The following is a 16,051-nucleotide window of genomic DNA, read 5'->3' as shown; positions in this document are numbered from 1 at the left end:
AGTCCGCCCCTCCTCGCCGACTGGACGGTGACGATCTTCCTGTCCAGGTCGCGATCGCCACGCCCACCGGCAACCCCTGCCGATCCGGGACTTGCGCCCTGATTTGGCACCCTACCTATTGGTAGGTAGGGTGCGTTCGGCCCCAAAGCCTCGCATCGCTCATGACGAGACCGGAGTGGAGCGCTCGTGACCCAGCAGGCCGGCACGCGCGCCCGCGCCCGGGACGAGTTCGCCCGGCTCCTGACCGAACGCGGCCATCCGAGGGACGGGGTGCCCTGGCGGGCGGCGCTGGACTCCGGCGGCACCCTGCGAGACCGGCTTCTGGCCCAGGCCTGCACCTACGCGCGGGGCACCGACAACTCCCCCCTCGGCGACGGCGAACCGGGTTTCCGCGCCCTGTACGGCGCGGCCTCCGACCGGCCTGCCGCCTGACCACGACGAGCCCAGCCCCCTGCCCACCCGGCGCGGAGAAACCACGTCCAGCGCGAGCGGAGAAGGACCAGATGACCACGACCACCCGCTGGCGGCGTAACGTCGCCCTGTTCCTGACCGGGCAAACCGTGTCGCTGTTCGGCTCGATGATCGCGCAATACGCGGTGATGTGGTGGGTGACGCTGCAGACCCGCTCCGGGCTGGCGGTGGCACTCTACGCGGTGGCCGCGTTCCTTCCCCAGGGCCTGGTGTCGATCTTCGGGGGTGTGCTCGCCGACCGGATGAACCGCCGGGTGCTGGTCATGGCCGCCGACGGCGCCATCGCCGCGGCGACGCTGGCGCTCGCGCTGCTGATGGCCAACGGCGTGAACGACCTGTGGATCGTCCTGCTGGCCGTGGCGGTCCGGTCACTGGGAGCCGGCGTCCAGACTCCCGCCGTACAGGCGATGATCCCGCAGATCGTGCCGGGCGAGCACCTCATGCGCGTCAACGGGATCTTCCAGACCATCCATTCGGCGATGGCCCTGCTCGCCCCCGCGGCCGCCGGTGCGATCTTCGCCGCGTACGGACTCGTCCCTGTCTTCTTCCTGGACGTGGTCACGGCGGTGATCGGCATCGGGCTGCTCGCCCTGGTCGCCGTACCGACCCTGGAACGGGTGACCGAGTCCCGCGCCTCCTACCGGCAGGACCTGACCGAGGGGATGCGCTACATCCGCACCCACCCGATCGTGCGCTGGCTGCTCATCGTGTACGCGGTCATCTTCCTGCTCACCGTGGCCCCCTCGTTCGTCACGCCGCTGCTGGTCGCGCGCAGTTTCGGTAACGAGGAATGGATGCTGGCGGCACTGGAGATCGCCTTCAGCCTGGGCATGATGCTCGGCGGCATCCTGATGTCCACCGTGCTGGCCAAACGCAGCCCGATAGGACTGATCCTCGTCGCCGTCTACGGTTTCGGGCTGGTGACCGTGGCGCTCGGGCTGAGCGGCAACCTGTGGGTCTTCTACGGCTTCATGTTCGCCTTCGGACTGCTGGTGCCGCCGTTCGCGACGCCGTTCATGACGCTGATCCAGGAAACCGTCGAACCGGCCCTGCACGGTCGCGTGTTCAGCTACGTCGGCATCGTGATGGCGCTGGCCACCCCGGTCGGCATGGCCGTGTTCGGCCCGCTGGCCGACGTGGTCAGCGTGCAGGTCCTGCTCATCGGCGCCGGGCTGGCCGCCATCGTCGTCATCGCGATCGCGACCCGCCTGCCCTCCGGCCGGGCCACCATCGCCGCCGCCCGCGCCCACGCCACGCACGATCCCGATGCCGAGACTCTCCCCGAGGAGGAGGCCGCCGGCGGCCGGTGAGTGCCGGACCAGCGTGAGTGTCGTCCGGCGGTGCGCGGGCAGCTGCCGGCCGCCGATCTCGACATCGTGGGTGGCGGCCCTCGGGAAACTCGGCGATCTGCGCAGACCGGCAACGTCGTCCACAACGACGCTCATACCGTGTCCTGCCTCAGCGTCTGCTCAGGCGTGACGCGGTGCTGCCGGGTCGGCATCCCGAACGTCGGGTTGGCGACGCTCCACGCGGCGCTCTTGCAGATCAGTTCCTTGTACGCGGCGGCCAGCCGGCCGGTCAGGACCCCCTGCTTGGCACGGTCGTCGGCCGTGACGTACTGGATCAGGCCCTCCTTGCGGCCCAGCGAGATGCACTGGTTGAAGTAGCCGATCGTCTTGTCGGGGACCTTCCGGCCGGTCAGGCGGGCCGCGATGGCGTCGGCGGCCAGCGCGGCGGCGGGGATTCCCGAGGCGCACGACATCCGTAGCGGCTTGTCCCCCGCGCCCATCGCCATGGCCGCGTCGCCGACGGCGTACACATCGGGGTGTGAAACCGAGCGCATGGTCCGGTCGACCACGATCTGGCCGGTGCCGGAGACCTCCAGGGAGGTCGCCTTCGCGATCGGGTGGACCGCGAAACCGGCGGTCCATACGGTGACCGCGGCGGGGATGACCTTGCCGTCGGCGGTGGTGACGTGGTCGGCCTCGACGCCGCTGATGGTGGTGTGCTCGTACGCGGTGATGCCGAGCTTGCCGAAGACCTTCCTCACGTGCTCGCGGCCCTTGGGGGAGATCCAGTCGCCGAGGCCGCCGGTGACGGCCAGGGCGACGTCGAGGTCCGGGCGGGCCTCGGCGAGCTCGGCGGAGGCCTCCACGCCGGTGAGGCCGCCGCCGACCACCACCACGGTCTGCCCGGCGTCGAGTCCGGCCAGGCGCTCGCGCAGCCGGAGTGCCCCGGTACGGCCGGCGATCTGGTGGGCGTGCTCGGCGGTCCCGGGTACGCCCTGGCTGTTCCAGCCGCTGCCGAGGGCGTACACGAGGGTGTCGTACTCCAGTTCCGCGGCACCGTTCGCACCGGTGACGGCGACGGTCTTGCGGTCGACGTCGACGCCGGTGACCTTAGCGAGCCTCAGTTCGACGCCGGTGCCGGCGAAGATCTCGCTGAGCGGCCGGGGTTTGAGGTCCTGGCCGGTCGCCAGCTGGTGGTTGCGAATGCGTTCGACGAAGTCGGGCTCGGCGTTGACGAGGGTGATGGCGACGTCCTCGCGGCGGAGCCGCTTGGCGAGGCGGCCGGCGGCGCTGGCTCCGGTGTATCCGGCTCCGAGAACGATGATGCGGTGCTTCATTTCAGGCTCCTGTCCGGTTCGGATTCGCCACTTGAACCGGATGGCCCGCCGTTTCCTGACAGGAGCGGAATGTGAATCACGTCACATCACGAACAGGGGCTCCCCATGGCCGGCCGCCGCCCATTGCTCGGTCGCGCGTGCGAGCTTGTCGGGGTTTGCCTGGGTACGGCAGGCGGCGATGCCCTCGGCGGTGATCTCCAGGCACATGATCGCGACGACCCGGCCCTCCACGACCGCCACAACGGCCGGTTCGCCGTTGGCGGTCCAGGCGTATATCTCGGGCGCGCCGCCGACGACGGCGCGCTTGGCCTCGGCGGGCTTGAACATGCCCCACACGAACTTCGCGACCGCGACGGCACCCTCGAAAGCCTTGGTGCGTGCCGGAACCTTCCCTCCGCCGTCGCCGATGGAGATGGCGTCCTTGGTGAGCAGGCGTACGAGCTCATCGGTCTGACCGCTGGTGGCGGCCGCGAGGAACTCCTCGACGATCCGCCGGGCGGCGGCCTCGTCGATCTCGGCGCGGGCCTTGCCGTACGCCACACGCTTCCTGGCACGGTGAAAGATCTGCTGGCTGGCCGCCTCGGTGATGTCGAGGATCTCGGCGATCTCCCGGTGCGGGTAGTCGAAGGCCTCCCGCAGCACGTACACGGCCCGTTCGTTGGGCGACAGGCGCTCCATGAGAGTGAGGACCGCGTACGAGACCGATTCGCGCTGCTCGACGGTGTCGGCCGGGCCGAGCATCGGGTCCCCGGCGAGCAACGGCTCGGGAAGCCATTGGCCCACGTAGGTCTCGCGGCGCGCCCGCGCGGAGGTGAGCTGGTTGAGGCACAGGTTGGTGAGCACCTTCGTCAGCCAGGCCTCGGGAACCTCGACGCGGTCGACGTCGGCGGCCTGCCAGCGCAGGAACGTCTCCTGCACGGCATCCTCCGCCTCGTCCGCGGAGCCGAGCAGCCGGTAGGCGATGGCCCCCAGACGGGGCCGCGACAACTCGAACCGGTCGACGTCGTCCACCGTTAATGGCATGACCTGATCCTAATGGCGTGGCGGCGCTTGATCGACCAGCCCGCCTACCTGACCTGGGAGATCAAAGCGACCAAGCATTTGACGGCCACAGTTCGCGGAGCACTTTCGAGGCGTCCGGCCCGACCGCGACTCCTCGTAGACAACCCGACCCTGGACCAGGTCGCCGCCCGCACCGCCACACTGTCCGCCGTCTGCCGTCCGCGTGGCCCGAATGCTTAATTCAATGAGACCTAGCACCGTAAAAGTGAAAGTTTCATAAGAATACCGAAACTTCCAAAAGATTCTTTAATCGTCAATAATTGCGGGCAGGCAAACGTCCGAAGCACAAGCACCAAGGAGGCAGACGTGAAAACGATTCACCGTGCCGCCAGGCTGGCACTCGGCGCGACGGCCGGACTGGCGCTCGCATTGTCCGGCAGCACACCGGCCTCGGCGGCGACGTGGGAACTGCTCGACTTCCAGCCCCAGCAACAGATATGCGTCCAGCCGGGCGCCCACCGCGACACGTACCTCGTGGCCGCAGTCGTCGGAAGCTGGTCGACAACCGTCCGCATCGGACTGCGGAACTTGCCCCCCGGCTCAACCAGCGCGGGCGGCTCGCAGATTCCGCCCGGCTCCAACTACACCAACCCCGAAACCGGATCGACGGTGCTGAACGGCTTCGTCCAGATATCCGTCGCGCCGCTCCCAGCCGGGGTGTACAACCTGCTGCTGACTGCCTCGGACGGGACGGAGACCCAGAGCAACCCCGTCGCCATCAACGTGAAGGACCGCTGCTACTAGACCCCTCAGGGCGCTTCCCAGGCGGTCAGCTGCCGCTCGGGCCGGCTTCCTCGCGTGCACTGGTTGATCAGTTCGGCGAGGGCGTGATGTGATGCGTTCAAGCGGGGTCATGATGGACTCCTGACCAATGGTGCACCCGGTGCAACCGGCTGCCCTAGCAAAAAGACGGCCCAGGTCAGCACGCTGCCGACTTGGCAGAGCCAGGCCTTCAGGTCGGCGATCATCTGGGGCAGCAGGCGGTGTTCTCGCGCCGGACCGCCTGCGGGTCGACGGCTGCGGCCGCAGTGCCCTACGGTGAGGCCATGGGGCTGCGTATCGGTGCCTTGATCGTCGATTCTCAAGATCCCGGACGACTGGCCAGGTTCTGGGCAGAGGCACTGGGTTGGGTGATCAGCAAAGACGAAGACCCTGAGTGGGTCGTCGAGCCACCCGAAGGCAGTCGCGAAGACTGCGTGGTGGCCGACCTGTTGTTCATCAAGGTGCCTGAGCCCAAGACGAGCAAGAACCGCCTCCATCTCGACCTGCGACCCGAGCACCAGTCCACAGAGGTTGCCCGCCTGGAAGCGCTGGGAGCCACCCGCGTCGATGTCGGCCAGGGCAACAACCAGACCTGGGTAGTGATGGCCGATCCGGAAGGCAACGAGTTCTGCGTACAGGACGCCCATCCGCCGCAGGTCCGAACACAGTGGTTACAGCGGTACGAGGCATACCAGCCGGTTCACACCTGAACGTGCTGGTCCAGATGGCCGGCGACAAGCAGCGTTGCGGCGACTGGCGCACTCTGTTACCCCAGCCGCGGTTTGTCGTTGTTGATGGGCGAAGCCCATATTTATTGTGCACCGACCGCCTTTACATTGTAGATTCCCTCGAAGGGCGGGAGCCGGCCAAGCGCCCTCCAGCCACCCGTGCGCACTCCCTCACGGCCCTCCGCTTCCGAAGATGTCCCCAGCCCTCGGTGAGGATGTGCCGCTGCCGCAGCAGCGACTGGGTCGCGGTTGACACGCGCGAGTAGACGGGCCGCACCGAAGACCTAACCCGACACCCTCGCAAAGGCGGTCGCCGTCCCGGCCGCCGCGCTGCTCGCCGTCCACGGGCTGCTGGCGTTCCTGTCAGGCTTCTTCGACGGCGGGTACGCGGCCGACCTGACGGCCGCGCAGCGCGTCTACCAGATCACGCTCGTCTGAGCCCATTTGGGGCTGAGCAGCCCGACCGGGCGCCCGCCTGGTCAGGCTCACCAGGCGGGCGCACGGTCAGGCGTCCCTCCGGCGCCTGCGGTAGGCGCGCTGCTGACACGCTCGCGAGCAGTACGCGCGCGGCCGCCCCGACACCGGCTGCTCCACCGGCTCACCGCACACCTGGCACCGACTTTCATCACGCCTTTCGTCACGCTCTTGGGTGACGAGCAGCTCGACGCCGTCGAGCAGGCGGGCCAGGCCGAACTCGAACGGGTCCTCCGGCTCGTCGTAGCCCCCCGACTCCCACAACCAGGTGAGCGTCGGATAGCGGTAGAGGCGGGCGTAGAGCGAGTCGCGCGCCCCCCACCACTCCTCGTGGCTGACGCCGCTGCTCTCCTCGGCCCGCCTGGTCTCCAGCAGCCGCAGCGACTCGGCGTCGACGAACCTGCCGACCAGGTCGACCACGGCGATCATCCGGGCCGGCGTCAGGCCGGTGTCGCGCACCGCGGCGAGCATCGAGTCGTAGTACGCCACCGCGTTGGGCCCGGGGACGTGCCGGCCGCCCCGGATCTCCGCCAGCCACGGATGCCGCCGGCGCAGCTCGTACCCCTGCCGCGCGCACGCCTCCAGCCGCGCCCGCCAGGTCCGCCCATCGGGCGCCGTGACCCCGGCCAGCACCGCGTCCTGCATCAGGTCGACCAGGTGGTCGCGCCCCGGCACGTGCCGGTACAGCGACATCGTGGTGAAGCCCAGGCGCTCGGCGACCTTGCGCATCGACAGGCCGGCCAGGCCCTCGGCGTCCGCCACCTCGACGGCCGCGCGTACGATCCGGCCCGCGCTCAGCCCGGCACGCCGGCCCTGGTCCCACAGCAGTTCCACCCCGAGATCGGGGTCGTGCGCCTTGCTCATGTCGCCCTCCTCGTTTACGGTATATACCCATGTACACCATAAACAAGGAAGACCTATTCGTTTCCCCGCACGGCGACGACGCCGGCCCCGGCACCCAGGAAAGCCCCTTCGCCACCCTCGACCGGGCCAGGCTCGCCGCCCGGGAGCTGTCCGGCGACGTCGTCGTCCACCTGCGCGCCGGCACCCACACGCTGACCGCCCCCCTCGTGCTCACCGGCGAGGACGGCGGCCGCGACGGCCACCGGATCACCTACCAGGCCTTCGGCTACGGCACCCCCGCCCAGGAGACGGCCGTCGTCAGCGGCGGCCGGGAGATCACCGGCTGGCGCGAGGAGGACGGCCACCTGGTGGCCGACGCCGGCGACCTGGACACCCGCCAGCTCTACACCGGCGATCCGCTCCGCCGCGCCGAGCGCGCCGGCATCGACGCCCTGCCCGGCAACGCCACCCGGACCGTCACGGGTTACGTCACGGACAGCGCCGCCCCGCTCGCCTGGCGCAGCCCGTCCGACGTCGAGTTCGTCCACCGGGGCGTCTACCCGTGGACCGAGGCCCGCATGGGCGTCGCCGCCGTCACCGCCGACGGCGACGGCGCGGCGATCACCATGGCGCAGCCCGCCTTCGCCCGCGCGATCGAGCTCTACAACTTCACCTGGGAGGAGCACGTCCAGGTCGGCCCGCCGCTGCCCACCAAGATCGAGAACGACGCCGCCTTCCTCACCGAGCCGGGCACCTTCGTCCTCGACCGTTCCCGCCCCGGCCACCATCGGCTGCGCTACCTGCCCCACCCCGGCGAGGGGCCCCGCGTCGTGGCCCCCGCCCTGGAGACCCTGGTACGCGTCACCGGCGCGCACGGCGTCTCCTTCCGTGGCCTGGTCTTCGCCGACGCCACCTGGCTGCGCCCCAGCGGCCCGGCGGGCTTCCTGCACTACCACGGCAGCGACCACTACGACGGCGGCCCCATCGAGAAGGTCGTCATCGTCGAAGGCCAGGCGTGGGTCACGGTGCCGGGCCGATCCGAGACGATCCCCGCCTGCGTCGTCGCCGAGGACGCAGGCGACGTCGTCTTCGAGGGCTGCCGGTTCACCCGGCTCGGCGCCGCCGGGCTCGGCCTGACCGGCGGCTCGGGGCTGGTCGTGCGCGGCTGCGACTTCGACACCCTGTCCGCCTCCGCGATCACGGTCACCGGCAGCAGCGACGTCCTCGTCGAGGACAACCTGGTCGAGCGCGTCGGCCTGGACTACTCGGGCTCCCCCGGCATCGCCCTGTCCGGCACCGACGGCTGCACCGTCGCCGGCAACCACGTCCGCGAGGTCCCGCACTGCGGCATCGTGGCGGGACCCGGCCGCCGCACCCGCATTCTGCGCAACCTCACCACCGGCACGATGAGCGTGCTCGCCGACGGCGGCGGCGTCTACCTGTCCGGTCCTCAGGGCAGCTCGCACGACGACGGCGCCGAGATCAGCGGCAACGTCATCAAGGACACGCGCACGCCGTACAACTTCGGGCTTTACACCGACTACGGCGCCGCCTGGGTGACCGTCGAGGGCAACGTGGTCGCGGGCGCCGACAACACCGCCGTGCTGCAGGTGTCGCCGCCGCTGGACAACGTCGTCTACCGGGGCAACTTCTGGGACGCCGACCCCTACGGCGCCGACGCGGTCCCGGACGGGGTCACCTACGAAAACAACACCACGCTGGCCGAAGGACTGGACGAGGCCACCGCGCACATCCAGGCCCGCGCGGGACTGCGGCGCGGCCGGGGGTCAGCAGCATGACCTGATGCACCTCGGTGTGAACGTCCCCAGCTTCGGGCCCGGCACCGATCCGGCGACGCAGCGGGCGGCGGAGGTGCTCGGGGCCGCGACCCCGGCCGGCGCCCGCTTCGGCGTCGCTGCCGAGTTCCTGCTCCTCGCTGACGCGAGCCTCGGACAGGTCATGGAGCAGTGGCAGCAGAACCAGGACGAACGGAACGCCGGGCACCGGTCATGATCTCTCGCGGCTTTCGGCGGGTCCAAGGAGGGATCCCTAGGAAGACGCACTCCCGCCACCACACGCTCCTGCGCGGCATGCCATGTACGCGATGACAGCCTGTTGTCACGTACATGAGCGATCATGGCGGAGATGCTCGCCATGAACGTCTAAGACCTCGATCTGGAGGCTCCCGGACGGCAGCACGCGCACGCACGGGCCGCTGTTCCTGTCCGAGCGCCGCCCTGTTCCCGCCAGGCGCCCAGCCGCCGGCGACATCTGGCCGCACACCGGCCGTGCCCGCCTCGGCTACGACCGCGCCCGAGTCCTGCTTGACCAGTACGCGCGGCTCGACCTGCATCAGCTGCGGCGCAGCGCCATGGGCAAGACCCGGGACAAGAACCCCGCACCGCAATGCGCCACGTCAAATCCGGAGCCGAAGCCATCGCCAAGGCCACCTGGGCTGGATCCAGATCACCACCTTCGTGGTCACCGGACTGCTGGTCCTGGCCTACGCGGTCGCGACCCGGCGGGTGCTGTATCCAGGCCCGGGCGGCACCTGGGCACCGCTCCTGATCGGGGTGAGCGGCGCCTCCCTGATCGTCAGCGGGGTGTTCCTCGCTGACCCGATCAACGGCTTCCCGCCGGGCATGTCCGAGCAACCCACCTGGCATGGGATCGTGCACTCCCCCGCCCCGGCCCTCGCCGGACTGGCCGGCCTGGCCACGTACGTCGTCTTCGGCCGCCGCTTCGCCGCCGCCGGCCGACGCCGCTGGGCAGCGTTCTGCCTGGTGGTCGCGCCGATCGTCGTCGTCCTCAACTTCGCCGCCCTCCCCGCCGCCGACTTCCGGCCGATCCTGGCAGGGCTGACCCTGAACTGGACCTGAACGTCGCTGATCGCGGCACATCTGATGGCCCAGGCCCGCTCCCAGGCCACGAACCGACTAGCGAGGGCCACCGACTCTTCCGCCGCGCCAAGAGCGGCACATCCGGCTCCGAAGCGCCCGCGTCGCCGTCAGTCGCCAGGGGCACGTCACCCCTTTCCTGAGGTGGCCCCGCCACCACCACCGGGCGACCAAGCTGTGGCCGGGGCAGCGAAAGCTCACAGCTGGTTCTTGATGGGTTCCGGCGTGTCCGGGACGGGTTGTGCGAGGTAGGCGGCCACCTCGGCAGGGGTCAGGAGGCGGGCCTCGTGGAGCAGGTCGAGCGACACCCGCCAGGAAGCCCATGCCTCCTCCGACCGTCCCAGGTCGTGCAGGGTCCGGCCGAGCCACCAGCTGGACACGGCGGTGTAGAGCGTGAAGCCCGCCGCACGTTGGAGCGCGATGGCGTGGCGGTATTCCGCTACGGCCTCGACGAGCATGCCGCCGGCCCGGTAGGCGTCGCCCAGGGTGTCGTGGACGATGCCGAGACCCCCGGTGTCGTCCAGTTTCTCCGTCATGGCCACGGCATGCCGTGCTTCCTCCACGGCTTCCTCGAATCTCCCCTGACGGTAGTAGACGTGCACCCGGTTGTTGCGGACGTAGGACTCGTGGTCCACGCGACCGGTGCGCTCGACGATCGCGAGCGCGCGCTCCAGCGCGGCCAGGGCGTCGTCGTTGCGGCCCATCATGGCGTAGACGGTTCCGAGGTCGTTGTACATCCCCGCCTTCCGGTCGGGCAGTCCGGCCCGGTCCCAGCAGGCCAGCCCCTCCTTCACGTTGTCCAGGGCCTCCTGGAAGCGTCCGAGCTGGTAGTGAACGGAGGCGAGCCCCTGGTGCAGGAGCGCCTTGCCGGGCCAGTCCGCCAGCTCGGCGGCACCTCGCAAAGCCTCCTCGCTGACCTCGACAAGCTCCGAGAACCAGCCCCGCCGGTCGAACAGCCACTGGGTGACGTTCGCGAGCGCGGCCGCCGTCTGATCGGCGGAATCACCGGTCGCCTGGCGGACCGCGGCCAGCAGGTTGTCCCGTTCGCGCTCGATCCACTCGTTCGCGGCCTCCAGGGTGGTGATCTCCTCCCCGGGCTGCTCGGCGGGGACGTGGTCGAAGTTCGTGGCGGTGGAACCCACCATGCCCTCGGCCCGCCTCGCCGTGGCCAGGTAGTGGTGCAGCGCGCGGCGGATCGCGCTTGCCCGCTCCTCCGCGGTGAGTTCCTGTTCCCGGGCGTAGAGGCGGACCAGGTCGTGGAACTGGTACCGGTCGTGCCCCGCGGGTTCGAGGAGCCGGGCGTCCAGGAGACGTTCCAGGGCGGCCTCTGCACGGTGTTGCGGCCAGCCGGCCAGGGCGGCAGTGGCGGCGGAGGTGTGGGTGGGCAGTTCGAGCAGGCCGAGCAGGGCCAGGAGGTGAGCGGCGTCCCGCCCGGCCGGCTCCTCGTGCAGCTGCTGGTGGCTGACCGCGATACCGGCGCGTACGGCCAGGTCGGCGTACTCCAGCAGATCCAGGCGGCGGGTGGCGTCGGCGAGCCGTACGGCCAGATCGGAGAGCGCCCGGGTGGGGTGGGCCGCCAGCCGGGCGCCCGCGATGCGCAGCGCGAGCGGGAAGCCGCCGCAGAGCTGTACGATCTCCGCCGCCGCTTCCGGCTCGGCGCGCACCCGGTCAGCACCGACGACGCGGGTGAGCAGCGCGGCCGCGTCTGCGTCGGCGAGGGTGCCGAGGTGCAGGTGGTGGGCGTTGTCCAGGACGGAGAGCGGGGCGCGGCTGGTGATGAGGACCCGGCAGCCCGCCCCGCCCGGGATGAGCGGGCGGACCTGACGTGCGTCGCGGGCGTTGTCGAGGATCACCAGCAGGTTGCCGGTCGCGGTGAGCGAGCGGTAGCGGGCGGCGGCCTCACCGGGGTCGGCGGGTACGGCGGTGCCGTCGAGGCCCAGCGAGCGCATCAGGTGGCGGAGCGCTTCGATGGCCGTCAGCGGGGCGAGCCCGGCGGTGGAACCGTGCAGGTTGACGTAGATGACGCCGTCGGTGAAACGGTCGGTGACGGTGTGCGCGACGTGTACGGCGAGCGCCGACTTGCCGATGCCGCCGGGACCGTCGATCACTGTGATCGTGGACCCGCCATCCGTGACGAGGGCGGCACGCAGCCGCTCGATCTCGGCGGCCCGGGCGGTGAACGCGTGGGTGTCGGCGGGCAGCTCGGCGGGCACGATCGGCTCGGCCGGCGTGACCACCTGCGCCGGGGCCCTGAGGTCGAGCTCCGGGTCGCGGGCGAGGATGGCCTGGTGGAGGCGGCGCAGCTCGTTGCCGGGGTCGATGCCCAGCTCCTTCACCATGGCCCGGCGGGTGTCCTGGTAGACGGCCAGCGCCTCGGACGATCGCGCGTCGCGGTACAGGGCGAGCATGAGCTGGGCGGCGGGCCGCTCGCGCAGCGGGTGTGCCGCGACGTGCCCGGCGAGTTCGGCGGCCACGGCACGGTGGTCCCCGGCGGCGAGCCGTACATCGACGTGATCTTCCAGAACGGCGAGCCGCTCCTCCTCCAACCGCCCGGCCTCGAGCCGCGCCCAAGGCGCGTCCACCTCGGCCAACGCCGGCCCTCGCCACAGCCCGAGCGCCTGGCGGAACAGCATGTCGGCGTCCGCCGTCTGGTTCCGGGAGCGGGCGGTACGCGCCTGCCGAGCCAGCCGGCTGAACACGTGCGCGTCGACGCGGTCCCGGTCAAGGGTGAGCCGGTAGGCGCCGGGCACGGTCTCGATGATCTCCTCCCCGCCGTGGGGAGCGAGCGTCTCCCGGAGCTTGGAGATCACGATGTGCAGCTGCTTGGCCGCGGTCGCCGCCGAACTGTCCGCCCACACGTCGGCGAGGAGGCGCTCGGTGTGGACCGCCTGGCCTGCGTCAAGGGCGAGCCTGGCCAGCACCCCGATCCGCCGCTGCCCGGCCAGCTTGACCACATGGTCACCCGCCGCGATCTCCCACGGACCAAGGAATCTGATCTCCAGACCCATTCGGAGCGCTCCCCCTTCGTCACCGGATCTAGAAGAGTAACGAGGTCTTGCTGCGGCGGAGGCGCGTTTCGGACCGTTCTGTACCTGGTTCCGTTCGCGGCTGAAACGGTGGGCCGGGCTCGCACCCCGAACTGATCCGCTGGAGTGACGGATTCGCGCTCAGTCTCGGTGTGCCCCAGCCTCGTCGCCCCGTCCGGGTCCGCCGGCATCCAGGCGTTCGGCTTCGACGTCACCGTCCCCTACACGCGCCGGGCGGAGGGGCGGCCGCATGCGGTGGTGGCGCGTTCACGCCGTCCGTGCCACACTCACTGTTATAGAACTCCATACAGAGTTATAGAACGATCGGAGGATGGCATGCGAGACGTGTTGCCGTGGCGTGAGCCGGTCCCGCTGGACGGGACGATGGGCGACCCCCTAGCGCGGGGCCGGTTCGGCGAGTACGGCGGGCGGTACGCGCCGGAGTCCCTGGTGGAGGCGTGCCGCGAGGTGGACGAGACGTTCCGGGAGGCCTGGACGGATCCGGGGTTCCGCGGCGCCCTGGCGCGGCTGCTCGCCGTGCACGCCGGGCGGCCGACCCCGCTCACCCCGGCCCGCCGGCTGTCGGAGGCGCTGGGCGTGCAGCTGTACCTCAAGCGCGAGGATCTCACCCACACCGGATCCCACAAGATCAACAACGTACTGGGCCAGGCCCTGCTGGCCACCCGGATGGGACGGCGCAGGCTGATCGCCGAGACGGGGGCGGGCCAGCACGGGGTGGCCACCGCGACCGCCGCCGCGCTGCTCGGGCTGGAGGCGACGGTGTTCATGGGCGAACGCGACATCGAGCGGCAGGCGCTGAACGTCTTCCGGATGCGCATGCTGGGCGCCGAGGTGATCCCGGTGACCACGGGCAGCCGTACCCTCAAGGACGCGACCAGCGAGGCCATGCGGCACTGGGTGGGCGCGACCGGCGACTCTCACTACTGCATCGGCTCGGTCGTCGGTCCGGACCCGTACCCATGGATGGTCAGGGAGTTCCAGCGGGTCATCGGCGACGAGGCCCGCGCGCAGTTCGCCGCCGAGCTGCGGACCGGCGTCCCGGACCACGTGGTCGCGTGCGTCGGCGGCGGCTCCAACGCGGCCGGTACGTTCGCTGGATTCGCCGACACCCCGGCGCGCCTGGTAGGTGTCGAGGCGGAGGGCGGCGCCGGGGCGGCCCGCGGCCGGCTCGGCGTCCTGCACGGCTGCCGCTCGCTGTTCCTGCAGGACGACGACGGGCAGATCATCGAGGCGCACTCCATCGCCGCCGGTCTCGACTACCCGGGAGTGGGCCCGGAGCACGCCCACCTGCGCGAGCTGGGCCGGGCCCGCTACGTCACGGTGACCGACGAGGAGGCGACCGGCGCGGCGGTACGGCTGGCGCGTACCGAAGGCATCGTTCCGGCGCTCGAGTCGGCGCACGCCCTCGCCTGGGTGATCCGCGCGGCGGGCAGCGGCGAGCTGCGCGCAGGGTCGACGGTGCTGATGACGTTGTCCGGCCGGGGCGACAAGGACGTCTCAACCCTGAAGGAGCTGCTGTGACGAACCCCACCCTGGCCGCGGGCGCGGTCGAACGCCACCTGCGCGCCAGCCGGGACACCGGCCGTGGCCTGCTGATGCCGTACGTCACCGGAGGGATCACACCCGGCTGGACGGACTACCTGCGGGCGTTCGCCGCCGCCGGGGCGGACGCGATCGAGGTCGGCCTGCCCTTCTCCGACCCCACGCTGGACGGCGTCACCATCCAGCAGGCCAGCGCCATGGCACTGGCCCGGGGGGCGAGCACCCGCCGGATCCTCGCCGACCTGTCCGGCATGCCGGACCTGGGCGTGCCGCTGGTCGCCAGCACCTACTACAACCTGGTGCTCCACGACGGCCCCGAGGCGTTCTGCGCCGCGCTGCGCCGGGCCGGCATCAGCGGCGTGATCGTGCCCGACCTGCCGGTGCACGAGGCGGACGAGCTGACGGACGTGGCCGCCGCCGCCGGGATCGAGCTGGTCCTGCTGGCGTCGCCGGCGACACCGCAGCCGCGGCTGGCCGAGATCTCGTGCCGCAGCCGCGGGTTCATCTACGCGGTGTCGCTGATGGGCACCACCGGTGAGCGGGCCGACCTCGCCGCATCGGCGGCGGAGCTCACCGAACGGATCAAGCGCGTCACCGACCGGCCGGTCTTGCTAGGATTTGGCATTTCCACCCCGGACCAGGCACGTGAAGCCCGCCGGCACGCCGACGGCGTGGTGGTCGGCGCCGCGGTCATGCGGCGGGTGCTCGACGGGGGTGGGCCGGACGACCTGCGGGCCTTCCTCGCTACCCTGCGGCAAGCCCTCGACCAGGAGTGTGACCGATCACGATGACCCCCGACGCCGGGCACGAGGCGAGATACCGCGCCATCGCCGCCGACCTCGCCGCGAAGATCCGGTCGGGACACTACGCTCCCGGTGAGGCCCTGCCGCCGCAACGGGAGCTGAGCGCCTCCTACGGGGTGACCCTCATGACGCTGCGCCAGGCGTTGCGGGAGCTCAGCGACGAGAGGCTGATCGTGCAGCAGCCCGGCAAAGGCACGTTCGTCGCCCCGCCGCACCTGGCGTACCAGCTTGACTCGCTCCGCAGCCTGGTCGACGACCTGCGTAAACAGGGCCACGACGTGCGCACCGCGGTGGCCGGGCAAGCGGTGCGCCGGGCCCCCGCCCGGGTCGCCGCGGACCTGCGGCTGCGTCCCGGCGACACCGCCCTGCGGCTGGAGCGGGTCCGCGAGTTCGCGGGACGTCCCGCCGTACACCAGGTGTCCTGGGTCCGCCGGCCGGTGGCCGACCAGATCCGCGACCGCGACTTCACCGCCGTCTCCCTCTACACGGCTCTCGCCGACGCGGGAGTGACGGTCGCCCGGGCGTCCGAGGTGGTCCGGCCCGGGTTGCTCGACCCCGCCGCCGCCCGCCACCTCCACGAGCCGCAGGGCAGCCCGGTGCTCGTCAGCACCCGGATCACCTACACCCTCGACGCCACACCCGTGGTGTCCGACCATGCCACCATCCTCGGCAGCATGATGGAGATCCGTACCGAACGCGCCGCCACCGGCCTGTCTCTCACCTGGGGCGCCACCAGCTGAGAACCTGTGTGCGGTCTGTCCCACGTGGCGACGCAGCGGGTTCAGGCGGACCTTGC

14 protein-coding genes are annotated in these 16,051 nt (G+C 70.9%); 10 read left to right on the top strand and 4 right to left on the bottom strand.

The features are described from left to right. Positions 1 to 186: 186 nt before the first annotated feature. Together AB0J69_RS44355 and AB0J69_RS44350 are read left to right on the top strand one after the other, a co-directional pair. Positions 187 to 432, top strand: a complete 246-nt coding sequence (locus tag AB0J69_RS44355; RefSeq protein WP_364131128.1) for a hypothetical protein — start codon at positions 187 to 189, stop codon at positions 430 to 432. Between the two features lie 71 nt (positions 433 to 503). Beyond that, complete coding sequence (locus tag AB0J69_RS44350; RefSeq protein ID WP_364131126.1) at positions 504 to 1,781, top strand: MFS transporter; 1,278 nt, start codon at positions 504 to 506, stop codon at positions 1,779 to 1,781. Positions 1,782 to 1,912: 131 nt separating this feature from the next. On the opposite strand, the gene AB0J69_RS44345 is transcribed toward AB0J69_RS44350, so the two are convergent. After that, entirely contained in the window at positions 1,913 to 3,097 is a 1,185-nt protein-coding gene (locus AB0J69_RS44345; RefSeq protein ID WP_364131123.1) for an FAD-dependent oxidoreductase, read from the bottom strand. Between the two features lie 81 nt (positions 3,098 to 3,178). Beyond that, positions 3,179 to 4,120: an RNA polymerase sigma-70 factor gene (locus tag AB0J69_RS44340; RefSeq protein WP_364131120.1), complete on the bottom strand. Its 942-nt coding sequence runs from the start codon at positions 4,118 to 4,120 to the stop codon at positions 3,179 to 3,181. 345 nt (positions 4,121 to 4,465) lie between these two features. On the opposite strand from AB0J69_RS44340, the gene AB0J69_RS44335 reads away from it, so the two are divergent. Next, positions 4,466 to 4,903 (top strand): DUF5980 family protein, encoded by a 438-nt coding sequence (locus AB0J69_RS44335; RefSeq protein ID WP_364131117.1) that lies wholly within the window; start codon positions 4,466 to 4,468, stop codon positions 4,901 to 4,903. Positions 4,904 to 5,094: 191 nt separating this feature from the next. Beyond that, positions 5,095 to 5,631, top strand: a complete 537-nt coding sequence (locus AB0J69_RS44330; RefSeq protein ID WP_364131114.1) for a VOC family protein — start codon at positions 5,095 to 5,097, stop codon at positions 5,629 to 5,631. Positions 5,632 to 6,153: 522 nt separating this feature from the next. Here the strand turns inward: AB0J69_RS44330 and AB0J69_RS44325 are convergent. Then, entirely contained in the window at positions 6,154 to 6,987 is an 834-nt protein-coding gene (locus tag AB0J69_RS44325) for a TetR/AcrR family transcriptional regulator (RefSeq protein WP_364131111.1), read from the bottom strand. 29 nt (positions 6,988 to 7,016) lie between these two features. On the opposite strand from AB0J69_RS44325, the gene AB0J69_RS44320 reads away from it, so the two are divergent. From AB0J69_RS44320 to AB0J69_RS44310, 3 genes are all read left to right on the top strand, one after another. Further along, a complete protein-coding gene (locus AB0J69_RS44320) occupies positions 7,017 to 8,765 on the top strand; it encodes a right-handed parallel beta-helix repeat-containing protein (RefSeq protein ID WP_364131108.1) in 1,749 nt (582 codons plus the stop codon). A gap of 4 nt (positions 8,766 to 8,769) precedes the next feature. Continuing rightward, the gene (locus tag AB0J69_RS44315; protein ID WP_364131107.1) at positions 8,770 to 8,979 is read left to right on the top strand and encodes a hypothetical protein; all 210 of its coding nucleotides are present in this window, start codon (positions 8,770 to 8,772) and stop codon (positions 8,977 to 8,979) included. A gap of 464 nt (positions 8,980 to 9,443) precedes the next feature. Continuing rightward, positions 9,444 to 9,845: a DUF998 domain-containing protein gene (locus AB0J69_RS44310; protein WP_364131104.1), complete on the top strand. Its 402-nt coding sequence runs from the start codon at positions 9,444 to 9,446 to the stop codon at positions 9,843 to 9,845. 215 nt (positions 9,846 to 10,060) lie between these two features. On the opposite strand, the gene AB0J69_RS44305 is transcribed toward AB0J69_RS44310, so the two are convergent. Next, entirely contained in the window at positions 10,061 to 12,871 is a 2,811-nt protein-coding gene (locus AB0J69_RS44305; RefSeq protein ID WP_364131101.1) for a BTAD domain-containing putative transcriptional regulator, read from the bottom strand. 354 nt (positions 12,872 to 13,225) lie between these two features. Here AB0J69_RS44305 and trpB point away from each other — a divergent pair, with 354 nt between their 5' ends. The 3 genes from trpB to AB0J69_RS44290 are packed head-to-tail and all read left to right on the top strand — an operon-like array spanning position 13,226 to position 15,995. Next, complete coding sequence (gene trpB, locus AB0J69_RS44300) at positions 13,226 to 14,431, top strand: tryptophan synthase subunit beta (protein WP_364131098.1); 1,206 nt, start codon at positions 13,226 to 13,228, stop codon at positions 14,429 to 14,431. After that, positions 14,428 to 15,243, top strand: coding sequence for a tryptophan synthase subunit alpha (gene trpA / locus AB0J69_RS44295; RefSeq protein WP_364131096.1), 816 nt, complete (start codon positions 14,428 to 14,430; stop codon positions 15,241 to 15,243). Before trpB ends, trpA begins: the two co-directional genes overlap by 4 nt. Further along, positions 15,240 to 15,995, top strand: coding sequence for a GntR family transcriptional regulator (locus AB0J69_RS44290; protein WP_364131094.1), 756 nt, complete (start codon positions 15,240 to 15,242; stop codon positions 15,993 to 15,995). Before trpA ends, AB0J69_RS44290 begins: the two co-directional genes overlap by 4 nt. Positions 15,996 to 16,051 lie beyond the last annotated feature (56 nt).

The sequence above is a fragment of the Nonomuraea sp. NPDC049709 genome (assembly GCF_040674815.1).
In the GTDB taxonomy this organism is placed as follows: Bacteria; Actinomycetota; Actinomycetes; order Streptosporangiales; family Streptosporangiaceae; genus Nonomuraea.
Note: the sequence above shows the minus strand (reverse complement) of the source record. Positions and strands in the feature narration are given on the sequence as shown.

Coding starts and splice junctions, on each gene's coding strand:
- AB0J69_RS44350 (WP_364131126.1), top strand. CDS start 504: ATGACCACGACCACCCGCTGGCGGCGTAACGTCGCCCTGTTCCTGACC.
- AB0J69_RS44345 (WP_364131123.1), bottom strand. CDS start 3,097: ATGAAGCACCGCATCATCGTTCTCGGAGCCGGATACACCGGAGCCAGC.
- AB0J69_RS44320 (WP_364131108.1), top strand. CDS start 7,017: ATGTACACCATAAACAAGGAAGACCTATTCGTTTCCCCGCACGGCGAC.
- AB0J69_RS44325 (WP_364131111.1), bottom strand. CDS start 6,987: ATGAGCAAGGCGCACGACCCCGATCTCGGGGTGGAACTGCTGTGGGAC.
- AB0J69_RS44305 (WP_364131101.1), bottom strand. CDS start 12,871: ATGGGTCTGGAGATCAGATTCCTTGGTCCGTGGGAGATCGCGGCGGGT.
- AB0J69_RS44315 (WP_364131107.1), top strand. CDS start 8,770: ATGCACCTCGGTGTGAACGTCCCCAGCTTCGGGCCCGGCACCGATCCG.
- AB0J69_RS44340 (WP_364131120.1), bottom strand. CDS start 4,120: ATGCCATTAACGGTGGACGACGTCGACCGGTTCGAGTTGTCGCGGCCC.
- AB0J69_RS44290 (WP_364131094.1), top strand. CDS start 15,240: ATGACCCCCGACGCCGGGCACGAGGCGAGATACCGCGCCATCGCCGCC.
- trpB (WP_364131098.1), top strand. CDS start 13,226: ATGCGAGACGTGTTGCCGTGGCGTGAGCCGGTCCCGCTGGACGGGACG.